Source organism: Nonlabens sp. SY33080, assembly GCF_011784885.1.
Lineage (GTDB): Bacteria > Bacteroidota > Bacteroidia > Flavobacteriales > Flavobacteriaceae > Nonlabens > Nonlabens tegetincola.
On record NZ_CP050461.1, the window covers coordinates 68,744 to 92,526 of the forward strand.

At 34.7% G+C, this 23,783-nt stretch carries 25 protein-coding genes; 15 read left to right on the forward strand and 10 right to left on the reverse strand.

Annotated elements, in window-relative coordinates; all coding sequences use genetic code 11:
* Positions 1-6: 6 nt before the first annotated feature.
* The gene (locus HCN53_RS00315; RefSeq protein WP_042279017.1) at positions 7-501 is read right to left on the reverse strand and encodes a DUF4870 domain-containing protein; all 495 of its coding nucleotides are present in this window, start codon (positions 499-501) and stop codon (positions 7-9) included.
* A 158-nt stretch (positions 502-659) separates the two neighbouring features.
* Between HCN53_RS00315 and HCN53_RS00320 the strand changes: the two genes are divergently transcribed.
* The 7 genes from HCN53_RS00320 to HCN53_RS00350 all read left to right on the forward strand — a co-directional run bounded on the left by HCN53_RS00320 (position 660) and on the right by HCN53_RS00350 (position 6,124).
* Positions 660-1,112 (forward strand): DUF4442 domain-containing protein, encoded by a 453-nt coding sequence (locus tag HCN53_RS00320; RefSeq protein WP_167343221.1) that lies wholly within the window; start codon positions 660-662, stop codon positions 1,110-1,112.
* 39 nt (positions 1,113-1,151) lie between these two features.
* Positions 1,152-2,195, forward strand: coding sequence for an o-succinylbenzoate synthase (locus HCN53_RS00325; protein ID WP_167341628.1), 1,044 nt, complete (start codon positions 1,152-1,154; stop codon positions 2,193-2,195).
* A 1-nt stretch (position 2,196) separates the two neighbouring features.
* Complete coding sequence (locus tag HCN53_RS00330) at positions 2,197-3,159, forward strand: CPBP family intramembrane glutamic endopeptidase (protein WP_167341629.1); 963 nt, start codon at positions 2,197-2,199, stop codon at positions 3,157-3,159.
* Positions 3,113-4,183, forward strand: coding sequence for an AMP-binding protein (locus HCN53_RS00335; RefSeq protein ID WP_240919365.1), 1,071 nt, complete (start codon positions 3,113-3,115; stop codon positions 4,181-4,183). Before HCN53_RS00330 ends, HCN53_RS00335 begins: the two co-directional genes overlap by 47 nt.
* Positions 4,173-4,994, forward strand: a complete 822-nt coding sequence (locus HCN53_RS00340; RefSeq protein WP_167341630.1) for an RlmF-related methyltransferase — start codon at positions 4,173-4,175, stop codon at positions 4,992-4,994. Before HCN53_RS00335 ends, HCN53_RS00340 begins: the two co-directional genes overlap by 11 nt.
* 102 nt (positions 4,995-5,096) lie before the next feature.
* A complete protein-coding gene (locus HCN53_RS00345; protein ID WP_167341631.1) occupies positions 5,097-5,261 on the forward strand; it encodes a Lacal_2735 family protein in 165 nt (54 codons plus the stop codon).
* Between the two features lie 2 nt (positions 5,262-5,263).
* A complete protein-coding gene (locus tag HCN53_RS00350; RefSeq protein ID WP_167341632.1) occupies positions 5,264-6,124 on the forward strand; it encodes a fructosamine kinase family protein in 861 nt (286 codons plus the stop codon).
* Between the two features lie 13 nt (positions 6,125-6,137).
* Here HCN53_RS00350 and HCN53_RS00355 read toward each other — a convergent pair whose 3' ends face one another.
* Together HCN53_RS00355 and dnaA are read right to left on the reverse strand one after the other, a co-directional pair.
* Positions 6,138-6,602 carry a low molecular weight protein-tyrosine-phosphatase gene (locus tag HCN53_RS00355; RefSeq protein WP_240919366.1) on the reverse strand — a complete coding sequence of 155 codons (465 nt, stop codon included), beginning with the start codon at positions 6,600-6,602 and terminating at the stop codon, positions 6,138-6,140.
* A 1-nt stretch (position 6,603) separates the two neighbouring features.
* Positions 6,604-8,031 carry a chromosomal replication initiator protein DnaA gene (gene dnaA, locus HCN53_RS00360; RefSeq protein WP_042279024.1) on the reverse strand — a complete coding sequence of 476 codons (1,428 nt, stop codon included), beginning with the start codon at positions 8,029-8,031 and terminating at the stop codon, positions 6,604-6,606.
* A gap of 192 nt (positions 8,032-8,223) precedes the next feature.
* Here dnaA and HCN53_RS00365 point away from each other — a divergent pair, with 192 nt between their 5' ends.
* Both HCN53_RS00365 and HCN53_RS00370 read left to right on the forward strand, forming a co-directional pair.
* A complete protein-coding gene (locus tag HCN53_RS00365) occupies positions 8,224-8,628 on the forward strand; it encodes an acyl-CoA thioesterase (protein WP_105018533.1) in 405 nt (134 codons plus the stop codon).
* Positions 8,629-8,650: 22 nt separating this feature from the next.
* Positions 8,651-9,199 (forward strand): pyridoxamine 5'-phosphate oxidase family protein, encoded by a 549-nt coding sequence (locus tag HCN53_RS00370; protein WP_167341633.1) that lies wholly within the window; start codon positions 8,651-8,653, stop codon positions 9,197-9,199.
* 3 nt (positions 9,200-9,202) lie between these two features.
* On the opposite strand, the gene HCN53_RS00375 is transcribed toward HCN53_RS00370, so the two are convergent.
* From HCN53_RS00375 to ribD, 3 genes are read right to left on the reverse strand one after another with little or no spacing between them, the layout of a single operon-like run.
* The gene (locus HCN53_RS00375; RefSeq protein WP_167341634.1) at positions 9,203-9,811 is read right to left on the reverse strand and encodes an IMPACT family protein; all 609 of its coding nucleotides are present in this window, start codon (positions 9,809-9,811) and stop codon (positions 9,203-9,205) included.
* Positions 9,812-9,815: 4 nt separating this feature from the next.
* Positions 9,816-10,694: an EamA family transporter gene (locus HCN53_RS00380; protein ID WP_167341635.1), complete on the reverse strand. Its 879-nt coding sequence runs from the start codon at positions 10,692-10,694 to the stop codon at positions 9,816-9,818.
* Complete coding sequence (gene ribD, locus HCN53_RS00385; protein WP_240919367.1) at positions 10,691-11,761, reverse strand: bifunctional diaminohydroxyphosphoribosylaminopyrimidine deaminase/5-amino-6-(5-phosphoribosylamino)uracil reductase RibD; 1,071 nt, start codon at positions 11,759-11,761, stop codon at positions 10,691-10,693. Before ribD ends, HCN53_RS00380 begins: the two co-directional genes overlap by 4 nt.
* 40 nt (positions 11,762-11,801) lie before the next feature.
* On the opposite strand from ribD, the gene HCN53_RS00390 reads away from it, so the two are divergent.
* Together HCN53_RS00390 and HCN53_RS00395 are read left to right on the forward strand one after the other, a co-directional pair.
* A complete protein-coding gene (locus HCN53_RS00390; RefSeq protein ID WP_167341636.1) occupies positions 11,802-12,278 on the forward strand; it encodes a GNAT family N-acetyltransferase in 477 nt (158 codons plus the stop codon).
* Positions 12,278-12,874 (forward strand): NUDIX domain-containing protein, encoded by a 597-nt coding sequence (locus HCN53_RS00395; RefSeq protein ID WP_167341637.1) that lies wholly within the window; start codon positions 12,278-12,280, stop codon positions 12,872-12,874. Before HCN53_RS00390 ends, HCN53_RS00395 begins: the two co-directional genes overlap by 1 nt.
* 48 nt (positions 12,875-12,922) lie before the next feature.
* On the opposite strand, the gene HCN53_RS00400 is transcribed toward HCN53_RS00395, so the two are convergent.
* The 4 genes from HCN53_RS00400 to HCN53_RS00415 all read right to left on the reverse strand — a co-directional run bounded on the left by HCN53_RS00400 (position 12,923) and on the right by HCN53_RS00415 (position 19,116).
* Positions 12,923-16,588 (reverse strand): ABC transporter permease/M1 family aminopeptidase, encoded by a 3,666-nt coding sequence (locus HCN53_RS00400; RefSeq protein ID WP_167341638.1) that lies wholly within the window; start codon positions 16,586-16,588, stop codon positions 12,923-12,925.
* A gap of 2 nt (positions 16,589-16,590) precedes the next feature.
* Complete coding sequence (locus tag HCN53_RS00405; protein WP_060522945.1) at positions 16,591-17,484, reverse strand: ABC transporter ATP-binding protein; 894 nt, start codon at positions 17,482-17,484, stop codon at positions 16,591-16,593.
* Positions 17,485-17,550: 66 nt separating this feature from the next.
* Entirely contained in the window at positions 17,551-18,675 is a 1,125-nt protein-coding gene (locus HCN53_RS00410) for an arabinogalactan endo-beta-1,4-galactanase (RefSeq protein ID WP_167341639.1), read from the reverse strand.
* Between the two features lie 15 nt (positions 18,676-18,690).
* Complete coding sequence (locus tag HCN53_RS00415) at positions 18,691-19,116, reverse strand: hypothetical protein (protein WP_167343224.1); 426 nt, start codon at positions 19,114-19,116, stop codon at positions 18,691-18,693.
* A gap of 250 nt (positions 19,117-19,366) precedes the next feature.
* Between HCN53_RS00415 and argS the strand changes: the two genes are divergently transcribed.
* From argS to HCN53_RS00435, 4 genes are all read left to right on the forward strand, one after another.
* Complete coding sequence (gene argS / locus HCN53_RS00420) at positions 19,367-21,151, forward strand: arginine--tRNA ligase (protein WP_167341640.1); 1,785 nt, start codon at positions 19,367-19,369, stop codon at positions 21,149-21,151.
* Between the two features lie 143 nt (positions 21,152-21,294).
* On the forward strand, positions 21,295-22,647 hold the full coding sequence (locus tag HCN53_RS00425; RefSeq protein WP_167341641.1) for a DEAD/DEAH box helicase: 1,353 nt from the start codon (positions 21,295-21,297) through the stop codon (positions 22,645-22,647).
* A 196-nt stretch (positions 22,648-22,843) separates the two neighbouring features.
* Positions 22,844-23,338, forward strand: a complete 495-nt coding sequence (locus tag HCN53_RS00430; protein WP_042279037.1) for an OmpH family outer membrane protein — start codon at positions 22,844-22,846, stop codon at positions 23,336-23,338.
* 113 nt (positions 23,339-23,451) lie between these two features.
* The gene (locus tag HCN53_RS00435) at positions 23,452-23,766 is read left to right on the forward strand and encodes a hypothetical protein (RefSeq protein WP_167341642.1); all 315 of its coding nucleotides are present in this window, start codon (positions 23,452-23,454) and stop codon (positions 23,764-23,766) included.
* The last annotated feature ends 17 nt before the right edge of the window (positions 23,767-23,783 follow it).

Sequence of the window (23,783 nt, forward strand, 5' to 3'; positions counted from 1 at the left end):
ATAATTTTATTTTTTAATCTCTTCCTGCTCAATTTGAGTAGAAAGAAAATTAATGGTTAAAGGATACTGGTACAGTTCACCTTCTTGAGATTTAACTGCTGCTTTTATACTGCAAACTAGATCCAATATGGCTAGGAATAGAATTCCTGTACCACATATAATACCGCTAGATACTATAAGGTTAAAAGTTCCCATATTATTAAAAAACGGGAAATCATTACCGTCCATCGCTTCCCATAAGCTAGGACCACCAGATACAATGGAACCTATTATAACGCTACCACCTAAAAATGCAAGAGCAAATGTGTATAATGTCATGCTTAATTGAAAATTAATGGCCTGCTTACCATTAAAGTCTATAAAAGGAGACTTCTTTGAGTTTATCATCCAAAGTAGCATGGGCAGGATGAAATTGCCCAACGGAAATAGCCATTTGCCAAAGGTGAGTAAATGAATACCCGTGGCTATGTTCCTGTGGTTTTTCTCGATTGATTTTTCCATAGCATATTAATTTCTTATGCAAATATATATCTAAAAGATAGTATTATGCAATACAAAGTACCATATATTTTTTAATTACACTGTGTTTTTTTAATGTACGCTTTCGCGAAAGCGCAATAAATACAAGCTCTTTCCTTACATTTGTGGGAAATGTTAAAATTATGATTACTCCTTCAAAAATTAATACGTTCACCTTTTTCAAGCTACCTAGTTGTTGGTGGACAGGAGTTAGAGTTAAAGAAATCGACAAGCAAAGTTGTGTAGTAGGAGTGAAGCATCGATGGTTTAATCAAAACCCTTTTAAGTCTATGTATTTTGCCGTCCAAGCTATGGCGGCCGAGCTTTCTACGGGTGCACTTGTTATGTCTTACATTCAAGAAAGCAATGCCAAAGTAAGTATGCTTGTGGCTAACAATAACGCAACTTTCACAAAAAAAGCCACAGGAAAAATTACTTTTACTTGTAACGATGGTTTAAAAATTAAAGAAGCAATTGAAAAAACGGTAGAAACTGGAGAAGGTCAAACCGTATGGATGCAAGCTCAAGGATTAAATGAAGATAGTGTGCAGGTGAGCTTATTTAATTTTGAATGGACTGTCAAAAGAAAATAGGTACTTTTCCTGGACTAATTTAAATCAGACATTTAAAAATTGAAAGCACGTATTCATAAACACACCCTAGAATTTAAAAGTCCTGCGGGAACTTCACGTGGTATTCTTAAAACCAAGGATACTTGGTTCTTAATTCTTGAAAATGAAGATAAAAAAGGAATAGGAGAGATTAATATGTTTCGTGGATTGTCCTATGATGATAAACCAGGTTTTGAACAAAAATTAGAATGGTTGTGCGATCATATTCATTTAAAACCATCCATCATACTTGAGGAATTATTGAAATGGCCTGCTATTAGATTTGGTTATGAAACCGCATTAAAATCTTTTCAAAGTACAGACTGTTTCGAGTTGTTTCCTAGTGTTTTTACTCAAGGTGCAGATAGTATTTCTATTAATGGATTGATATGGATGGGTGACCAAGAGTTTATGCTAGACCAGTTAGAAGAAAAAATGCAAACTGGTTTCTCTTGTATAAAGTTGAAAATAGGCGCCATAGATTTTGAAAAAGAGCTACACTTATTACAAGTGATTAGATCACGTTTTTCTGCTAATGAAATGACAATCAGAGTAGATGCTAATGGAGCTTTTTCAATGGAAAACACTATGGAAAAATTAAATCGTTTGTCCATGTATGACGTACATAGTATTGAACAACCTATAAAGCCTGGTCAATATGAAGCAATGGCGCAACTTTGTCAAAACACGCCAGTTCCTATTGCCCTTGACGAGGAATTAATTGGTTTGCATACAACGGAAGAAAAGCAAAAATGTTTGGATTTAATACGTCCTCAATTTATTATTTTAAAACCAGCTCTAGTTGGTGGATTTCAAAGTTGTCGCGAGTGGATCAATATAGCTGAAGAGCGAAATATTGACTGGTGGATTACCAGCGCCCTAGAATCTAACGTAGGTTTGAACGCTATCGCGCAGTTTACATATACATTAGGTGTAACAATGCCGCAAGGTTTAGGTACTGGTGGACTTTTTACAAATAATATTGATGCACCTTTGGAAATTAAAAAAGGAGAATTATGGTGTAACAATACAACAAATTGGAACACCAACTATTTAAATTTATAAAATGTATATAGAACAAGGTTACAAAGGGAAGTTAGGCATTTGGAATGCTTTTATTCTACCAGTAGGTTTTATTTTATTAATGACTTTCAACTATTTTGCTACCAAAGCGTTTTTAGATGAATCTGGTGAGTCTACTAGCGAGATTATGCAAACTATGATTGATCAAATGGGTACATTACCATTTTTGGCCATCAACTTAATGGTTTTTGTAATCGGATTGATTATTGTCTTTATTTGGGTAAAGTTCATCAATGGTCAATCTTTGACCAGTTTTACCACTTCTCGTTCAAAGATTGATTGGAAACGCATATTTACCATGTTCTTTATTTGGGCTGTTTTTCAAGGTGGTATGATTTTCATGACAGCTCTCAATGCTCCAGAAGATTATGTCTATAACCTTCAATGGGATAAGTTTATTCCTCTTGTGATTTTGTCGTTATTAATGTTTCCATTTCAAACTAGTTTTGAGGAATATTTATTTAGAGGTCAATTGTTACAAGGATTAGGTATAGCTACTAAGAGTCGTGCTATATCGTGGATTGTTACCTCGGTATTATTCGGATTAATGCATGCCGCAAATCCTGAAGTAGAAACATTAGGACCAGTTGTTATGGTTTTTTATATAGGTACAGGTCTACTCTTAGGAGCGATGACTTTACTCGATGAAGGGTTAGAGCTGGCACTAGGTTTTCACGCGGCCAATAATATCACAGCCGCATTGCTCATGACAAGTACATGGACAGCCATACAAACCGATTCTGTTTTTATAGATATGTCCGAACCTACTTTTGCGTGGACAGATACCTTATCTATTTTTATTGGATACCCTATTTTATTAATTATATTAGGTAAAATTTACAACTGGAAAAATTGGAAAGAAAAACTATTCGGTCGCGTGCTGGATAGAAAAGAATTTTTTGAAAAAGAAGGAACAAATGATCCCCAAAGTACACCCGAGTTTTAAATTAAATGGTCGCTCATTAGATCACGAAGGTCTAATGATAGTTGCCTATAGCTATGTGAAGGAAGGTGACGCCTGGGAAAAAGAGGTGGGAGACTTTTTACTTAACTGGCTAGATGATTTTGAAGTTCTCACGGTTAATACCAGTGGTTCTACTGGACAACCTAAATCTCTTAAAATTAATAAACAATTCTTTTTAAACAGTGCAGCTATAACTGCTAATTATTTTGATCTTATACCAGGAAAACAAGTGTTGTGTTGCCTGCCATTACAATACATTGCTGGTAAAATGATGTTTATAAGAGCAATTCAATATGGTTGGCATTTAGATTGTGTTGAGCCTACAAGTCAACCCTTAAAAAAAGCTGAGAAGCGCTATGATTTTACGGCAATGACTCCTTTTCAATTGTCACAGTCATTGGACAATATTCATAAAAGTCGTGTTACGTTATTAGGCGGTAGTCCGGTAACTGCAACCCTTGTGGGACAACTACAAGGCAAGCACAGTAGGGTTTATCAATCTTATGGCATGACCGAAACATGCAGCCACGTCGCGATTAGACAGTTGTATCCACATTATGAAGCTTGCTATACAGCAGTAGGTAAAACTACCTTTTCATTAAGTAAGGATCAAACACTGGTAATAGATGCTCCACAAGTATCACCTGATTTACTTACTACCAATGATCTTGTTTTATTGCATAATGAGCAGAAATTTGAATTGCTAGGTAGACTAGATGACGTTATTAATTCGGGTGGTGTAAAGTTACACCCATTAAAAATTGAGGATAAATTATCCAGTCAAATCTCAAACCGTTTTTTCATAGGTAGTTTACCCGATAATGACCTTGGTGAACAGGTAGTATTAATTGTAGAAAGCGAATCTCCTTTTGATATTGATTTTAACGGTTTAGATAAGTTTGAAGTTCCTAGGGCTATTTACTTTTTGCCGACTTTAGTTGAAACTAATACCGGTAAAATCCAAAAAAAGAAATCAATAGAACAGGCACTTCTGCATGCATCCTAACAATATTCATCAAGAAGATTATCCCTTTAATGAACTAATTAAAGCTCATCCACCTTTATCCAAGTTTACAGTCCAGTTTCAGGATAAACCATCTATAAATTTTAATGATCCTTTAGCTTTAAAGGCTCTAAACAATGCTTTATTAGTACACTATTATGGTATAACACCTATCGAATATCCTCATGGATATTTGCTAGCACCAGTTCCTAGTCGTGTAGACTATATACATCACATCGCAGATGAGGTTAAAGCAGGTGCAAAAGGACTTGATATAGGTTGTGGAGCTACAGCCATTTATAGTTTATTGGGAGCAAGTTGCTACAATTTTATTATGATTGGATCAGAGGTTAGTGAGAAAAGTTACGCTTTCGCGAAAGCGAATACCAAAACAGTCCCTTCAATCGATATAAGATTACAATCCGATCGAGGAAGTATCTTCAAAAATATTATTCAAACAGGAGAGTATTTAGATTTCACGATTTGTAATCCACCATTTTTCAGTAGTGAGCAGGAAGCCATGAAGGCCTTTCAAAGAAAAGCTAAAAATTTAGGTGGCGATAAAAAACACAACTTCTCGGGAACTGCCGATGAGTTATGGTGTAATGGAGGAGAAGCACTCTTTATCAAAAGGATGATCAAGGAATCGATTGATTATAAAACTCAGGTAGGTTTGTTCTCAACCTTAGTATCTCAAAAAGGACATATAGCTAGGCTTGAAAAACTTTTGACAAAAAAACAAGCAAATCACTATGTGAAAAGTTCAAAAATAGGCTCCAAGGTTGTTCATTATTTGTTTTGGAAATTTCGTTGATTCTTTTAGGAACTTTTCTATATATACCTAGTCATTTAATTAACCAATCAAATATTCATTGAATCTATAATCAAACTAACTTTGTTGTATTACAATAAGATTATGTTTGGTTTATTCAAAAAGAAGACAGAAAAGGAGAAGCTACAACAGGAATATGCACGATTGATGAAAGAATACCATAAACTATCTACTACAAATCGTGCGGCTAGTGATGCCGCTTTCAAAAAGGCAGATGATATCGCTAGAAAATTAGATGGATTGAAGTAATCATGGAAGCTGCATCTACCACTCTTGTTCCCTTAGAAATAAGAGCACTATTGCCGTTTAGGATACGTAAAGCCTCAAAACTTTCTGGTGGAGATATAAATGAGGTCATGCTCATTGATCAAGGGGCTATTCAATATGTTTTAAAGTATAATGATAAGATTCAATTTCCTAAAATGCTCAAGCGGGAAAATGATGGGTTACAACTGCTTAGAAAGTCAGGTACAATAAGAGTTCCCTTGGTTATCGCTCAAGGCGAGAGTGCTACATATCAGTATCTACTATTGGAATATATTGCTCCAGATGCTCTAAATACAAAGGATGAATCAAACCTTGCGATACAATTAGCTGCTTTGCACGATTGCACTGATGAGTTATTTGGATTAGAAGAGGATAATTATATAGGAAGCCTGCCTCAATATAATTTACAAACTGAAAGCGGTACACAATTCTTTTTACACCAGCGATTGGTCCCGCAATTCGAACTAGCTGTGAGTAATGGTTTTGAATTAAAAGGGATAGAAGGATTGTTTAAAAAAATGGAACGTCTAATCCCATCGCAAAAACCTGCTCTTATTCACGGCGATTTATGGAACGGTAATGTGATTTTTACTTCAAATGGACAGCCGGTTTTAATTGATCCTGCTGCTCATTTTGGCCATGCAGAAATGGATATTGCTTTGATGAAACTTTTTGGTGGATTTTCTAATAAGTTCTACTGGATGTATCATGAGGTGCGTACGCCTTTACCAGGTTGGGAGGAGAGAGTACCATTATATCAATTGTATTATCTACTGGTTCATCTAAACTTATTTGGTACTGGTTATTTAAACCAAGTACAACAGTGTATAAATAAGTATGTTTAAATAGGAGTTTAGACTAGCCCTGCAGTTTCTTTGCTATTACATCGGTCGCTTGATCAAGCATTTTGTATACATTTTCAAAACCTTGTTGACCACCGTAATAAGGATCTGGTACGTCAAGTCCTTCTCCTGGAAAAAGCTCATCAAGGATTTTGACAACTTTATTGGCATGTTCTGGAGTAGGAGCAAGAGCGGTGACATCACGAAAGTTTGAATCATCCATCACATAGATGTAATCAAAACTATCAAAATCGTCAACAGTAAGTTTTCTACATTTTTGATTAGTAATGTCTAGGCCGTTTTTTCTAGCAACCTCAATTGATCTATTGTCAGGTTGTTCTCCCACATGACCGCCGTAGGTACCAGCGCTATCCACTTCAAATTTTGTAAAGTTTAATTTTGACCTCATGATTCCTTCTGCAAGAGGTGAGCGACAAATGTTGCCCAAACAAACCATTAATATGCGCTGTTTATTTGACATGTTAGTCTGCTAGCTTTTTTTGTAAGTCTTGCACATATTTATTGAACTGCTTGTCAGTAGATGCTAAGTTTTCAACGGTTTTACAAGCATGTAATACCGTAGCATGATCTCTTTTCCCTATTTGAGAACCTATACTAGCTAGAGAAGCTTTGGTCATTTTTTTGGCAAAATACATAGCTAGTTGTCTTGCCTGAACAATGTGTCTCTTACGGGTTTTTGATTGAAGTGTATCTATATCCATCTGAAAGTAATCACTTACTACTTTTTGGATTTGATCAATTGATACTTCTCTCTTTGTATTCTTAACGTAATTCTCAACAATTTTACGAGCTAGGTCGATGGTGATATCCTTACGGTTAAAAGAAGAATGTGCAATTAAAGAAATTATTGCTCCTTCTAATTCTCTAATATTAGTTTTTATATTTTCCGCTAGATAATGAACGATATTATCATCCATTTCTACACCATCTCTGTATAATTTGTTTTGGATTATGGAAACTCTCGTTTCATAATCGGGATGATTAAGCTCTGCACTAAGTCCCCATTTAAAACGGGAAAGTAAACGTTGTTCAATATCCTGCATATCAACAGGCTTCTTATCACTTGTAAGAATTACTTGTTTACCGTTTTGATGCAAATGATTGAAAATATGGAAGAAAACATCTTGAGTACCAGCCTTTCCAGAGAAAAATTGGATATCGTCTACAATAAGAACATCTATAAGTTGATAGAAATGAATAAAATCATTTCTTGTATTCTTACGTATAGATTCAGTGTACTGTTGTATGAATCTTTCTGCGCTTATATATAGTACGGTTTTATCTGGGTAGTTTTCCTTAATACCTACACCTATAGCATGTGCCAAGTGAGTTTTACCCAATCCTACTCCTCCAAAAATTAATAACGGATTAAAACTAGTTCCTCCAGGTTTGTTAGCTACAGCCATACCTGCGTTACGAGCCAGTCTATTTGATTCTCCTTCGAGAAAGCTATCAAAGTTATAAGAAGGGTTAAGTTGGGATTCAACTTGAACATTTCTTATTCCAGGAATAATAAATGGATTTTTAAGTTCTGGGCTTTTAGTTTTGACTGGAGCATCTACATTTTGAGACTCGGTAAAGTTGCGCTTACTACTAGGTATTTTTTCGGTAAAAGCTTCCATACCTTTTGCAGGGTTCTCCATGCGTATCGCATAGATTAATTTTGCATCAGACCCTAATTCTTTAGTAAGAGCAGTTTTAAGTAAGTCTATATAATGTTCTTCTAACCATTCATAGAAAAAACGACTAGGTACCTGAAGGTGTAAAGCATTATCAGTTAATTTTACAGGCTTAATGGGCTGAAACCACGTTTTATAAGCCTCGGGCGCAATATTGTCCTGAATAAAAAGTAGACAATTGTCCCAAACCGATTCTGCTGTCAGTGTCATAAAAGTCGTATTTTTATAGTTAAAATTGATGCGAACTTGGGATGAATAAAGGTTGGTATATTTCAGTCCCTAATCGAGTACAAATATGTGTATAAAAAACCTTAAAAAAAACTAAAAAACCATTTGATAAATTAAAAAAAAAGTAGCATGGGCTCACTGGTTTTTTAACTTTGGATAAGATATGAAAATTATATGAAAAGTACAATTATTCCGATAACACCTCGATATGCCGAAACTGATCAAATGGGTGTGGTTCACCATGCTAATTATTTGATATATTTAGAGTTAGGTAGAATGTCCTGGTTGGACACTTTAGGTTTCTCTTATGATGAAATGGAAAAAAAAGGAGTACTACTACCAGTTTACAATATCGATATAACTTACAGAAAACCAATTAGATTAAACGATGAAATTTTCGTCAAAACCACTCTTAAGAATATTCCTACAACGCGTGTTGAATTTTACTACGAAATAATCGATCAAAATGATGTTTTACATGCGTCCGCAAACTTAACTCTTGTTTTTACTGATGCAAACTCGTTTAGACCTAGAAAACCAATTCCGGAATTTCTAGAAGCTTGTAAGAAATTGTTTTAAAATCTACTAACTTGTCAAAAGTATGCTCCCTGAATATTTTGAAAGTTTAATCGATGAATTGCAATTAGCAACCTCTAAATCCAAACACGATTTTAAATATCCCGTTTTAACAACTGTAGACAACAATGGGGTACCTAGGTCTAGAACTGTTGTTTTAAGAGAGATTGATGTCGAAAAGAAGGAATTAATTGTTTTTACCGATTCAAGATCTATTAAAGTAGAACATATACAATCAAATGATCAGGCTTGTTTTTTATTTTACAATTCTAAAAAACTTTTACAATTAAGGTGTAATGGTAGATTGATTATAATTAACAGTCCCAAAGAAGTTAAACGATTGTTTCAAAAGGTTACATCAAAAAGTATAAAGGATTATACCTCAATTCCATCACCAGGTACGCCTATTGATAATCCTGATCATGTAGAATACGTGTCACGCGATAAAAGCTTTTTTTTACCGCTACGATTTGAAATTAGTGAAATAGAATATCTCAAACTTAAACGTCCTAATCACTTAAGAGCTTTATATAAACGCGAAGATAATTGGGCTGGTCACTGGCTTGTTCCATAATGTCTAGTCTTCTAGAGCCTTTGCCTTAATTGGGTACATTTGATTAATGTCTTTGACTACTTTTTCAACATTGTTGAGAGGAACATCTATAGTTATAGAACAGCTGGCAGTAAAATCCTGCAAGGCCATTGTGAGTCCTTGTTCTTCAATATACCTCATAACCTGACTCATTTGAGCGTATTCAAAGTCGATTTTCACTTGAGAAGTGATGGTTCTTGTTATAATTGTAGCCTGCTCAATGGCCAAAGCACTAGACTCTTTATAAGCATTTATTAATCCGCTCACACCTAATTTTGTTCCTCCGAATATCCTAGTAACTACTACTAGAACGTCGCTTAATTCATTTGAATTAATTTGACCTAGAATGGGATCACCTGCACTATGATTGGGTTCTCCATCGTCATTTGCCCTATAATTGTTTTCTCCAGGACCGATCTTCCAGGCATAACAATGATGATTTGCCTTCGGATATTTTTTCTTCAAAGCATCAATGATAGGTGAAACTTCATCTGGATTCTTGATAGGAAATGCACGAGCGTAGAATTTACTACCCTTGTCCTTGAATAAGATTTCAGTTGTTTCTTTTGCTATTGTTTTATAAGTGTCTCTCATGAATTTACGCTTTCGCGAAAGCGATGAAAACAATCGCAATTATAGCAAGTATAATACCTAGAACGTTTCTAGATTTAAGTTTTTCTTTGAATAGAAATAAACCAAACATGGTTGATAATACTACGGTTCCTACATGGTTAATAGGGTAAACAAATGTACTCTCTAAACCAGGTGAATTGAGGGCTTTTAAAATCACCACAATTGAGAAAAAGTTAGGAATTCCTAGAACAATTCCTCCGATAAGACTTTTCCATTCTAATTTCTCATTTTTATTAATTAACCGATATATCACAGCCGCAGTTCCTGCTATAAATGCAAAAGAAAAAATTGTGGCACTTATAACATCTTCATTACTATTTGACATATGGTTGTTTTGTAGAATTTTGAGAACTGTATCAATTATACCGCTTCCTACAAATAGCGCTAGTGGTAAGAGTAGTTTTTTTGGAGTCCAATCTATATTTGACTGCGATTTCTTATTAACTGTGGTAAAATAAACTGCTGCCAGAGCGATTATTATACCTATGGCTTTTAATATGTTCCACTCTTCATTAAATATTGTGAAACCTGCGATCACAGGTATAACCAATGACATTTTACTGGCAACACTGGCAACAGACAGGCCATTGCGCTGTGCCGTTAACGCCATTACGTTGAAAATAGTTATGAAAAGAATTCCCATGAACATCGCTAGAAACAACCAGTCTGACTTTAAAACAGATGTTATATCGTAAGTCCCATTGCTTGAAATAATACCTGTTATAAAAGCTACAAGATAATTTACCACTATAGCTTGTAGGGTGTTTATTTTATAAATATCAAACAATTTAAAAATTACATATAGTAAACTAGATAGTAATATGCTTAATCCTAGATAGATCATAAACGATGGTAAATTCTTAAAGTATCACCTTTTATATTAAAATGATTTTTTAATTGTTGATTGTCGAGTTCTGGTGCTTTTACTCCAGAATGAAATAGCGTATTTTCACTCGTGTAAATATGTGCTTCGTCCCATAGCCCTGTATCTATAAATGCTTGGAGAGTCCTAGATCCACCTTCTACAATTACCGATTGGATATCTTTTTTATATAACTCTTGCAATACTGTTTTAATGTCGGATAGAGGAATGTCTAAAATTTGAGCAGGATCAGGTGAATGAAAAACGTTAAGATTTTTTGGCAGCTCCTTTTTATTAGCAAGAACAAATCTAAAGGGATGTGTACCTTTCCAATTTCTGGTTGTAAGACTAGGATTGTCTGCAAGCGCTGTTCCAGCACCTATTAAAATAGCGTTTTCTGTGGATCGTTGTTGATGTACCCTTTGTAAGCTGTATGAATTTGTAATCCAAACAGGTTGCTTCTTAGTCTTAAATTCTGGAGCGATATAGCCATCGTTAGTTTGTGCCCATTTAAGCAGAACAAATGGTTTTTTATACTTGTGAAATGAGAAAAAACGCTTGTTAACTTCGTTACATTTATCTACAAGTATTCCTGTTTTACATGAAATACCAGCTTCTTCAAGAATCTTTATTCCTCTTCCTGCTACCTTATCATGTGGGTCTAGTGTTCCTACTATAACTTCTTTAAAATTATGCCTTACTAGTAGCAAAGCGCATGGTGGCGTTTTACCAGTATGTGAGCAGGGTTCAAGATTTACATAAATACTACACTTAGGAGCTATTTTTTCAAACTTTTCCTCACCTAATTTTATAATTGCATTATTAATGGCGTTAACCTCGGCATGAGGTTTTCCTGCTTTTTGGTGCCAGCCTTCACTAATGATTTTATTCTCATATACAATGACACTTCCTACTAATGGATTAGGATAAGTAGTACCCAGTCCATTTTGAGCTAACTGCAAACAACGTTGCATATAAAATTCGTCCTTGTTCATTATTCCAGCAAAAGTAAGATTTAAATCACAAGGCTGGGTTAAATTTAGACTCAATAGCAAACTTATAATAGTTACTAGATGTACTTTTGAAATTATGATAATTAGACCTATTCTACCGGAGGATAATACAGTTGTTAAGAATATTATCCAACAAACTATACTTGAATATGGAGCTCCTAAAGAGGGAACTGCATATAGTGATAAAGCAACCCAATCCATGTATGAGCACTTTCAGTTACCTAGACGCGTTTATTACGTTATAGAATTGGATGATGAAATTGTAGGTTGCGGTGGTGTAGGACCGCTAGACAATCACGAGCAGAATATCTGTGAACTTCAAAAAATGTATTTTTTGCCAGAAGCACGTGGTAAGGGATATGGCAAGGAGCTTATACAATTATGTATTAAAACTGCTAAGGAATTAGCTTATTCAAAAATGTATCTTGAAACCATGGATAATATGTTTGAAGCTCAAGGGCTTTACAAGCATATGGGTTTTAAATTACTCAATGAGCCCATAGGTAATACTGGACATTACTCTTGTCCCGTTCAAATGATACTGGATTTATAATGAAAGACGATACTGCAAATAACTTTGAGATAATCAAGGAAGAAACTGTTTACGATGGTTTTCTAAAAGTTATAAAAGCCCAGGTAAAACATGATACTTGGCACGGTAATGAGCAACTGAAAGTTACAAGGGAATCCCTAGAACGAGGAGATAGTGTAGCAATATTACTTTATGAACAAGACACAAAATCGTTTTTATTTACTAAACAATTTAGGTATCCCAGTGCAAGAAGAGGTAAAGCTTTTATGATGGAATTAGTAGCTGGTAGCTTAGGGTTTAATGAAGATCCTGTTGAAGGAATAAAAAGGGAAGTAGAAGAAGAAATAGGCTATTCATTAAAAAATATTGAAAAAATTTGTTCTTATTTTCCATCACCAGGTGGTTGTTCAGAACAAATACATTTATATTTTTCTCAAGTTTCTTCTCATGATAAGATTTTTCAAGGTGGTGGTGAAGCATCAGAAAAGGAAGATATTTTGTTAACCAAAATACCTTTGTCTGAAATTAAACAACTATTACGAGACGGAGCTATAAACAACTCGATATCGATTATAGGATTACAATGGTTTTTACTGAATAAAGAAAGCCTTACTTAAATATTTTAAAGTAAGGCTTTTCTATTTTTTAATTCGCGAAGAAAAAATCTATTCCTTTTCTTTAACCGCTGTTCTATTGTCGTTAGAGTTACGGTCTATCAATATGTTGAACGGATCAATTCCAACCTCTACAGGTTTTTCATCTACGATGATTGAGAATTTATTTTCAATAGCTACAATTTTATGTTTTTTGAGATAAAGAACCTTGTTAATTCCTGTTTCATCATCCTTTTCTCCAAAAACACCAACATCTATATAATCAGCTAGAGGTAATGATTTTAAGGCTTTTTTCTTTCCTTCAGGAGTGTATGAAAGGCTATCACCTACCGTGTTTTTATAAACACTTTTTCCTTTTTTGTCTGATCTATACTTAGTTATGTATCCAGTAAATTCCACTTGATAACGACCATCATCAAGTTTTGTATACGTAGCTTTTTTTGCATCATTATCATACAAAGTTATCGTTTCAAACATATCCTTAATAAGATATTGTAACGAGTCAGGAGTTGCGGCTCTTATATCGTCTACAAATTCAATAGCTGTTGGGTATGGTGGACCTTGGAACTGATATTTCTCTGCAAATTGTTTAATCACGTTATTAAATGGTTTCTCGCCTAAATAATCGCTCATTGCATAAAGGACTAAAGATCCTTTTTGATAATGAATATACTGTTGGTTTTCATTATACATCAATGGGTTTTCTCCAATGGACTCTACCGTTCTTCCTAAAAGGTATTTATCCATAGCGTCTTTAAGAAAAGATCTCATTTGTTCTTTTCCTCTAGATTTCTCTAGAACTTTTAATGAACTGTATTCTGATAAACTTTCTGAAAGTAATGTAGCACCTTTCGCATAGGCTCCAATTACCTGGTGTGCCCACCATTGATGCGCAAGTTCGTGTGCGGTAACACTAAAAGGGTAATCTACTGCATCCTTGTCACTTCCATCAACATCTGCAATGAAACCTATTCCTTCACTAAAAGGTATCGTGTTTGCAAACGCCTGTGCAAACGTTCCAAAATTTCTTGGGAATTCAATGATGCGTACTTGCCTGTGTTGATAAGGTGTAAAATTGTCATTATAATAATCTAGTCCGGCTTTAAGGCCAGCCATCATGCGGTCGATATTGTAATCATGATCTTTATGGTAATAGATTTCCAGTTTAATGCCGTCGTGCTCGTCGCGCATGACTTCATATCTACCACTCATAAAATTGTAAAAATTCACCATTTTACTATCCATTTTATAATAGTAGTACTTACGGTTATTTTCTTCCCACTCTTTAGTTAGATAACCTGGTGATATGGCAATTTGATCTGGACTTGTACTTAATGTAGCTTCAAAGTTTATCCAATCGCTGTTTCCGCCTATGTAATTATTGTCTCGCACACCTGGTTTAGTTGCGTCAGGCCAGCGATCTTTTGGAGGTAATTCATACTTTTTGCGAATTTGAGTATTTCGGATCTCTCCTTGATCATTGTATCCAATGGATGGAAAAACGAAATTATTCATGAAAGTTCCATTCTCAACAACAGGTGAGTTTTTTTCAAAGAAGGTGTTTTCTTTGTTGTAAGTTGCTACATTAAACTCTAGCGTATCTCCAGGTTGCAAGGGTGGCGTTATCCTATACATGCGATAGCCATAATCCTCGTTGTCGTAAACCACTTCAATTTTACGATCTGTTTCAATTGTAGTAAGAGTATCGTTGATATTAACGTGCAGTGTATCAATAACGGCGCTGGACTTGTTTACCATAAGCATTTCTGCCCTAGCTTTAAAGTCTCTAGTTTCTGGATAAATATCAACAAACGCCTTAACATCAGTAATTCTAGGTTGGGGAACGTTTAAATATTTACTTAATTCCTTTTCTTTATTTACTGCCAGTAGTTCACGTTCTTTTCCTGTAGTTCTTTCATTATCAATATTGTTAACTTTCCAAATGTAGCTTCCTATTCCTACAAACATTATTAATCCTACACTAAGTAGTGTGATGATAGGTGTTTTTAATCTCGCTTTCGCGAAAGCGATCCTCTCACTTGCACCTATGCTCATTCCACGTCTAAAGAATAATAAACTAACACCAAATAGCGCTATACCTAAAGCAATCCAGTAACCTCTAAATGTGAAGTAGCGCCAAATACTATCTCCATAACCATTCATATCTGAAGGACTAGGAGCGCCGGTTCCTTGGTTAAAAATAAATTGAGCTTGTTCGACTCCTATAGCCTCCATGGCAAATGGTAATCCTAAGGCAATTACAAGCAAGGTCATAAGTCCTAACCATTTATTTTTAATCAAAGTGTGAATTAAAATTGACATCAATATCCATGGTAAAAATTCCCAAAATTTGATCATGAACAAATCAAACAAATAAAGGTCAATTTGATAATCATTAAAACCATTTACGGTTTGTATGATGATACCACTTAACATCACTATAATAAATAGAGAAAACACCATTATACTCATAGAGAATACTCGTGATAATTGGAAAACCCAATTTTTAGTAGGAGTGGTGTCTACTAGCTGTAACATGTGAGCCGTTTTGGAACGGTCCATTATAAAGCCAGTGTACAGGTATATTAATAGATAGGTAAATGTGCTAAATATTCCTGCAGGGATTTGTAACATCAACCAGGTTTTTGGCAAGATGTCTGTACCATACACTTGACCGCTTACCAACATAGTAAGAAGTGAAAAGGCAAAAGCAATTACCGCTATAATAATAAATGGCCATCCTGTTACAATGTATTTAATGTCTGATTTTGATATTGTCCAAGCTGTTTTCAATTGATTAAAAAAGCTGAAGTTTTGACTTACCTTAGGTAAAGTAATATCCTGAACAGTTCCAAAATTACGTTTGATTACTCGTGATGATTTCTTCTTTCTTCCTACCGAAATAGCATGTTGTGAAAATCTAAAACCAACGATTACAGAAAGGAATAGAACAACGGAAAACCCTAACCACAATAATCTATTATACAATACAGTACCATCGGTAGGTAATAATTTACTGCCTTGCTCATCTGGTGTCCAGTATTTAATTCTTTGTCCAATAGCACTTTCTCCAGTAGGTTCTAGAAGTTCTATCCAAAAGGTATCATCTACAGAATCTAACGAACTAGCAGCAGCAAATTGACAGATAATCAAAATGAGTACACTCATGAAACCTAAATTGATATTTCTGAAGTAGGTCGTTATAGCAAAAACGATGGCTCCATAGAAAAATACATTAGGTATCACCATTACTAAAAATGGTTGAATGTAATTCATGAGTGAGAAAGGTCCTATCAAATCTTCATTAGCTCCAGGTAAGTAAAAGCCAATTGTAACGGCCAGCATACTTGCAAGAATAATTAATAGTGTGAGTAGCATCCCAGCACTGAATTTTGCTAGTAAATAGCTTACTTTATTTAAGGGATAGGAATAAAGTACGTGGTGCATGTTACTACTAAAGTCACGTTGGATAGTTCCTCCTATAATACTAGGGATAAGTAAATAAGTGATTAATATACCACCACTTATTAAACTATAAACTCCTACTGCACTGTTTAGATAAAAAGGAGAAGTAACGGTTACAGAGTCACTATCAAATACTCCAACGGAAAGTGCGGTAATTAATAAGCTTAATAGAAAGATAACTCCAGTATAAATATAGAACAGTGGTTTCTTAAACCAGGTTCTAAGCTCGTGTAAAAAAATAGTACTAAACATGATTATGAGTTTAATTCTATTTGTTGTTCCTGTTTTAATGTTGTGAAATACACATCTTCCAAAGACGCATCAGTAGCGATAAATTCTGGAGCTGGTTGTGTATCGTTCATTACTCTAATTACCAGATTGCTATCTTCATCAAAACTGGATGAAATTATATTATAAGACGCTTCATAAGTAGGTAATTGATCCTTGGTTACCGTGGTTTTCCATATGGTTCCCGATAATGCCTTAACTAGGTTTTTCGGTGTATTTTGTGCCAGAATTTTACCACCATTTAAAATGGCCATATCAGTACACAGTTCTTTCACATCATCAACAATATGTGTAGAAAAAATTACAATATGATTTGTTCCTATCTCTCTTAAGACATTTAAGAATCTATGACGTTCTGCAGGATCTAGACCAGCTGTAGGTTCATCAACTATTATTAATTTAGGATCGTTGAGTAAAAGTTGAGCAATCCCAAATCTTTGTTTCATTCCTCCAGAATACCCAGCTACATGTTTATGTCTTACATCACTTAAATTGGTAACTTCAAGAGCTTTGTCTACAATTGCATTTCTTTCTGAACTGTTTGAAATTCCTTTAAGTTGGGCAAAATAATGCAATAGATCGTGAGCGCTCATTTTAGGATATACACCAAATTCTTGAGGTAGATATCCAAGAGTTTTTCTAAATTCAATTTTGTTATTAAGAATATCTAAATCATCCAGATGAATAGATCCTCCATCTGGTGCTTGTAAGGTAGCGATAGTACGCATTAATGAAGATTTTCCAGCTCCATTAGGACCTAGTAACCCAAACATTCCAGCGTGAATATCAATACTTACATTGTCCAGTGCTTTTACACCGTTTTTATAAGTTTTAGAAACATTTTTAAGGCTTAATAACATAATTGATGTTCTTTTGATTTGAATGGTTAGTGCAAGAACGTCACAATATGTTACATATCAAAACGATTATTCAATCGCGTATATTTCGATGGCAGGTGTCACTCGGTTTTCAAAATTAAATAAGGCTAGATTTTCCCAACTGCTTCCCTGTGTGCTAGTGGAAACACCAGGTGCTACTGCAACCCAGTCAGGTGCCCAGTAACAAAAACCTATTCCTTTATTTTTAGGAAGGTTTTTAATTGTATTATGAATGCGCAATAAATAATTACGCTGTCCTACTGGTGTGGCGCCGTATTCTGGGATAAGTTGATTTTGAAGTCCTACTATATTATTCTTATTATCATTCCAGTTTAAGGTAAAAGGATAGGCAGTTTCTACTAGCAATATTTCTTGATTAAAACTTTGTGCTAATTCCTCTAATTTTTGTTCAATGTCATCGAGATTAGTAGTTTGCCACCACGGATAATAACTCAATCCTATAACATCAAATTCAACGTTTCTATCTATAAGCTGTTGAAAAAAGTACTCGCTAGTTGCAATATCTGCTTTGTGAATAATAATTTTTGAAGTAGGAGATACTCTTTTAACACCATTAATTGCGGCTTTAGTTAGATCGATGTAATTATTCCAATTCTCATTACCACTGTCGTATATCTTTCCAATAGGCCATAAAAAGCCATTATCAGTCTCATTTCCTATTTGAACAAATTTTGGTAACGTACCTTGATAGTTTAATTCTTGCAAAACATTTTTACTATAGTTTTCTATTGCGACTGTTAATTCTTGATGACTATAATTACTCCAATTACTGGGTGTTCGCTGTGAACCTGGATCGGCCCATGTGCTGGAAAAGTGAAAGTCCAGTAAAAATTCCATGCCGTTTTCTTGGGCGCGTAACGCTTGTCTTTTTAGATGGTCTAGGTCGTATAATCCGTTTGGATTATTTAACCACAATCTAATTCTTACGAGATTAACGCCTTTGCTAGATAAGTATGCATAATTGTTTGATATGACATTATTATTCTCGTCCTTAAATTGCAATCCTGATTGTTCTAGTTCTTCTAGAAAGGATAAGTCCATACCTTTATAAAAGATTGTGGATTCATTGTAGTTGTCCTGACTATCATTCTCATTACAAGAATAAAACGAGAAACACGCAATCATTAAACAGTATAAATAAAAACGTTTCATGATTCAAATATAGTACTACAAATCGTCAATAAAAGTGTAGCCTTGCTCTTCCTTGCGTTGCAATACTTTTTGAAAAAATTTGTGAACGCTCTTATGATTAGCCTTTACTTTAATGAAATAATTATCTCTATAAATTGAATAGACATCGGCTTCACCTTTATAGATACTTAGTTTATAGTAAGGAATGGGTAAGGCAAAAGTCTCCAAAAGCGATCTAAATCTCACAATAATTCCTTTTTCGAGTATCTCTACATTACAAATATTGGCATTATTGTCAAGCACGAGTAGATTGTGAATATGAATGCTGCAACTTGTGATGTTCAGTTTAGGTGATCCAGAACCTCTTAATTTCCAGCGTTCTTTTAAGGAAAGCGGTACACCAACTTCCTGTCGTAGTTTACGTTGAATTTCAGGCTTGTTATAGGAGACGTTGTACAGCATATTGTTTTTAATTGAGTCTGTTTTATTGATTAATCCTTTCAATAGATATTATTAAAAGACATTTAGATAGCTGTGTTTTTTTAAGAATGAAATAATGTTTGAGGTTTTATGCTTTCGCGAAAGCGTAACAATTAAATAGAAATATTTAATAACCCTAGTATCTTGTCTATAATACCCTAGTTCACAAGTCTTTTTTCTATTCCATTATCTGTTTAGAAATACTACCTTTGCAGGCCTAAATTACTATACTATGTCTGTGATCCATCAGTTGGAAAATGTTACTAAAACAGCAGTTAAAGAGTTGTTTCAAGTTGATCTAGAAAAAGTTGAGGTAACTCTAACTCGCAAAGATCAAAATGGCCATTTTACCATTATGGTTTTTCCAATGTTGCGTCAAATTAAAGGTAATCCAGCAGTCATAGGTGAACAAATAGGAGCGTACTTACAAGAAAATACCGAGCTCATCGGTAGCTACGAGGTAATCAAAGGATTTTTGAATGTAACCTTGACAAACACTGTCTTTATTATCGCTTTCAATGAAATGCTAAGTAATTCTAAGTACGGTTTTACTCCAGTTGATGATTCCTCACCAGGTATTATGGTTGAATATAGTTCACCTAATACGAATAAACCACTACACCTAGGTCATATAAGAAATAACTTATTAGGTTATAGTGTTGCGCAAATTCTAGAAGCATCGGGTAGACGTGTGAATAAAACACAAATAATAAACGATAGAGGTATCCATATATGTAAATCCATGCTTGCCTGGCAAGAACAGGGAAATGGAGAAACTCCAGAAAGTATAGGATTAAAAGGTGATAAATTAGTTGGGAATTATTATGTAAAGTTTGATAAACAATACAAGGAAGAAATAGCTCAACTCATTAATGAAGGTATGGATCCTAAAGAGGCAGAAAAACAAGCTCCATCCTTACTTAAAGCACAAGAAATGCTAAGGAAATGGGAAGCTGGTGATCCAGAAACAGTTGCTCTTTGGGAAAAAATGAATGGCTGGGTTTATGATGGGTTTGAGGTGACTTATAATAATCTAGGAGTAAGCTTTGATAGTCTTTATTATGAGAGTAATACTTATTTACTGGGTAAAGACATCATTGAAGAAGGTTTGCAAAAAGGCGTTTTCTTTAAGAAAGATGATGGTTCAGTTTGGATTGATTTATCAGATGAAGGATTGGATGAAAAGCTAGTACTACGTAGTGATGGTACTGCCGTTTATATGACTCAGGATATAGGTACTGCTATTCAGCGTGTTAAGGATCACCCTATAAATGCTATGGTTTATACGGTAGGAAATGAGCAAGATTATCATTTCAAAGTCTTGTTTTTAATCTTAAAGAAACTCGGTTATGATTGGGCCGAAAACCTGCATCACCTTAGTTATGGAATGGTTGAATTACCATCAGGTAAAATGAAATCACGTGAAGGAACCGTTGTAGATGCCGATGATTTAATGGAAGAGATGACAGCTACTGCACGTAAAATAGCTCTTGAACAAGGTAAACTTGATGGACTTTCTACTCAGGAACAAGAAGACCTTTTCAAAATTATAGGACTAGGCGCTCTCAAGTACTTCATGCTTAAAATTGACCCAGTTAAGAACATGATGTTTAACCCTGAAGAATCTGTTGATTTTCAAGGAAACACAGGCCCTTTTATTCAATATGCACATGCTAGGATAAAATCTATTTTAAAGAAGGCTCAATTTGATTCTACTAAATTAAATGCTAATAGTGATCTAGATATAACCGACAAGGATATTGCAATCATTAAAACAATTGAGCAATTCCCTGATGTGATCCACAATGCTGCTACAAAATTAAATCCTGCTAGTATTGCCAATTATACGTATGAACTAGTACGAGAATTTAATTCTTTCTATCAAAATGTACCTAAGATCGTTGAAGAGGAAAATGCCGATTTAAAACAGTTTAGACTGTTGTTGTGTTACAAAACAGCGTTAGTAATCAAAGACGCTTGTTCACTGCTAGGAATCGATGTTCCTGAACAAATGTAAATACTCATATGAAACCCAACTATTAATTAATTTAAAAGTTGATTAATAGGAATTATAAATTACGATTAACTATTTGACTGCATGACTGAATAATAGTGGTCAAGTAGATTAATTTACCTTTGCAATCTAGAAAGCAATAAACCATGAATACCTTTACTGAATTAGAACTAAGAACACCGCTGCGTAAAAGTATAGAAGACCTAGGTTTTCAAACCATGACTCCTATACAGGAAAAGTCCTATTCAGTGGTAGCATCAGGACGTGATGTTATAGGTATTGCCCAAACGGGTACAGGGAAAACTCTTGCTTACATGCTTCCCTTGCTTAATTCTTTACCCTATGCACAAATCGATGATCCTAGAATCTTGGTGCTGGTGCCTACCCGTGAATTAGTAGTTCAAGTAGTGGATAATATTAAATCCTATTCAGCGCAAATGGAGCTAAGGGTTCAAGGAGTTTATGGAGGCACTAATATTAACACGCAAAAGAAAGCTCTGGCAAACGGTGTTGATATTGTGGTAGCAACTCCAGGAAGGTTGTATGATCTTATAGTACATCAATCTATAAGTTTTAAACATTGCAAAAAGGTGGTTATCGATGAGGTAGATGTGATGTTGGATTTAGGATTTAGATTTCAACTTACCAATATCTTTGATCATTTACCCAATAAAAGACAGAATATCATGTATTCTGCAACAATGACTGATCAAATAGAAGCCTTTATCAAGGACTATTTTTACAACCCTACCAAGGTGTCTGTAGCAGTTTCTGGAACAAGGCTGGATAACATAAATCAACAAAGTATAGCAGTACCTAACTTTTATACTAAGGTAAATTTACTCATGCACCTTATAAGCGATCACGAGGTTTATAGTAAAGTACTGGTTTTCGTAGATAATAAACGTAGTGCTGACAGGTTGCATGAGGTCATCCTACCTCACTACGGTAATGAAGTAGCAGTTATTCATTCCAACAAAACACAAAATTATCGTTTACGATCCATTGAGGCATTTACAAACGGTGATTGCCGTATTCTTGTAGCTACAGATGTAATGGCACGTGGACTGGATATTGAGGGAATTTCACACGTTATTAATATCGATGTACCTACATTTCCTGAAAACTACATGCATCGTATAGGACGTACTGGTAGGGCTCAAAATGCTGGTAACTCTATTTTATTCTACACTGAAAAGGAGATAGAATCAAAACAAGCTATTGAACAACTTATGGATTATTCTATTCCAGAAGTTGCCTTTCCTGATGAAGTAGAAGTGTCAAAACAAAAAACTCCTGAAGAACAACCCAAGGTCAGAGAAATTTTTAATCCTAATAAAGTAGAAGAAGACGAGCGTGGTGCCGCTTTCCATGAAAAAAAGGATAAAAACAAAAAAACAAATCAAGGTGGTAGTTACCGTCGCAAAATGACGGCTAAGTATAAAAAGCCCAAAACTCGTGGCGATAAGAATGCCAATCGTCGTCGCAAGAAAAGGTAACGACATCTTTTGAACCGTTTTCCATTATAGTAGTAGGTTAATTAATGTTAAGGAGAGTACTTGTTACGCTTTCGCGAAAGCGTAATAACCACTTTTTCAACAGGTTATATTTACGGCATTATAATTGAAATGTCTGAGTGAAATAATATGCAAGGTGTGACATGTTGTTTATCTTGCAAACCTTAAATAACTACAAATGAAAAAAGTATTTTTATTATTCTTTTTAATAGGTTCAATGGCAATGGCACAGACTGCCTATGTGAATTCTGATTATCTACTAGCTTCAATGACAGAGATGCAAGCGGCAAATGCAGAAATTCAAAAATTGAATAAAAGTTTAGGCAGCGACTTGCAAAAAGCAGAGGCAAATGCGAAACAAAAATTAGCGGATTTACAATATAAAGCAAGTGCTCCTGGAGTTACAGAAGAACAAATGAAGCAGTATGCCTCACAAGCAGATGCATTACAAAAGGAATTAGAAAGTAGTGCTCAAAGTGCAGAAAGAACACTAGGTCTTAAACGTCAAGAATTGTTAGACCCAATTCTAGAAAGGGTTAATGATGCAATAGAGGCCGTTGCCAAAGAAAAAGGTTTTAAACTTGTCGTAAATGCAAGTGCAGTGTTGTTTGCAGATGAGTCTGTTAATCTTACACCAGCAGTAGCAGCAAAATTAGGTGTTACTTTGAAGTAAGTAATCTGATTAATAAATAGCTAAGCCACCTTTAAGGTGGCTTTTTTTACGCCCTATATTGTTCTATTAAATATGTTTATAGTAGTTATAAAAATAGTTTATATTTACCCCATATGCAGTTAGGAAGACTATATATGATAGGTGCGGTGATCTTAGCTTTAGCTTTGATCTCAATACCTGTTATTCCTACTTTAATGGATCAAGTAAGTAAATCAGAACTAGTTTATGATATTGATATCGAATTAGATTCTGAACAAATTTCTCTTAACGAGATAGAGAAAGAAAACCAACTACCAGTTTTATTTTATTCGATCTTATCCATTTCGATACCATCTTATAAGGTGAAAAGCTCGATTAGTCATCATAATGCATTTAATTGGGATTCTCCCATCAGGCAAATCCAATTGCCGCCGCCAGTCATAGCGTAATATTTCTACCCTTTATT

Coding starts and splice junctions, on each gene's coding strand:
- HCN53_RS00315 (WP_042279017.1), bottom strand. CDS start 501: ATGGAAAAATCAATCGAGAAAAACCACAGGAACATAGCCACGGGTATT.
- HCN53_RS00330 (WP_167341629.1), top strand. CDS start 2,197: ATGTATATAGAACAAGGTTACAAAGGGAAGTTAGGCATTTGGAATGCT.
- HCN53_RS00340 (WP_167341630.1), top strand. CDS start 4,173: ATGCATCCTAACAATATTCATCAAGAAGATTATCCCTTTAATGAACTA.
- HCN53_RS00345 (WP_167341631.1), top strand. CDS start 5,097: ATGTTTGGTTTATTCAAAAAGAAGACAGAAAAGGAGAAGCTACAACAG.
- HCN53_RS00350 (WP_167341632.1), top strand. CDS start 5,264: ATGGAAGCTGCATCTACCACTCTTGTTCCCTTAGAAATAAGAGCACTA.
- HCN53_RS00355 (WP_240919366.1), bottom strand. CDS start 6,602: ATGTCAAATAAACAGCGCATATTAATGGTTTGTTTGGGCAACATTTGT.
- dnaA (WP_042279024.1), bottom strand. CDS start 8,031: ATGACACTGACAGCAGAATCGGTTTGGGACAATTGTCTACTTTTTATT.
- HCN53_RS00365 (WP_105018533.1), top strand. CDS start 8,224: ATGAAAAGTACAATTATTCCGATAACACCTCGATATGCCGAAACTGAT.
- HCN53_RS00370 (WP_167341633.1), top strand. CDS start 8,651: ATGCTCCCTGAATATTTTGAAAGTTTAATCGATGAATTGCAATTAGCA.
- HCN53_RS00375 (WP_167341634.1), bottom strand. CDS start 9,811: ATGAGAGACACTTATAAAACAATAGCAAAAGAAACAACTGAAATCTTA.
- HCN53_RS00380 (WP_167341635.1), bottom strand. CDS start 10,694: ATGATCTATCTAGGATTAAGCATATTACTATCTAGTTTACTATATGTA.
- HCN53_RS00390 (WP_167341636.1), top strand. CDS start 11,802: ATGATAATTAGACCTATTCTACCGGAGGATAATACAGTTGTTAAGAAT.
- HCN53_RS00395 (WP_167341637.1), top strand. CDS start 12,278: ATGAAAGACGATACTGCAAATAACTTTGAGATAATCAAGGAAGAAACT.
- HCN53_RS00400 (WP_167341638.1), bottom strand. CDS start 16,588: ATGTTTAGTACTATTTTTTTACACGAGCTTAGAACCTGGTTTAAGAAA.
- HCN53_RS00405 (WP_060522945.1), bottom strand. CDS start 17,484: ATGTTATTAAGCCTTAAAAATGTTTCTAAAACTTATAAAAACGGTGTA.
- HCN53_RS00410 (WP_167341639.1), bottom strand. CDS start 18,675: ATGAAACGTTTTTATTTATACTGTTTAATGATTGCGTGTTTCTCGTTT.
- HCN53_RS00415 (WP_167343224.1), bottom strand. CDS start 19,116: ATGCTGTACAACGTCTCCTATAACAAGCCTGAAATTCAACGTAAACTA.
- argS (WP_167341640.1), top strand. CDS start 19,367: ATGTCTGTGATCCATCAGTTGGAAAATGTTACTAAAACAGCAGTTAAA.
- HCN53_RS00425 (WP_167341641.1), top strand. CDS start 21,295: ATGAATACCTTTACTGAATTAGAACTAAGAACACCGCTGCGTAAAAGT.
- HCN53_RS00430 (WP_042279037.1), top strand. CDS start 22,844: ATGAAAAAAGTATTTTTATTATTCTTTTTAATAGGTTCAATGGCAATG.
- HCN53_RS00435 (WP_167341642.1), top strand. CDS start 23,452: ATGCAGTTAGGAAGACTATATATGATAGGTGCGGTGATCTTAGCTTTA.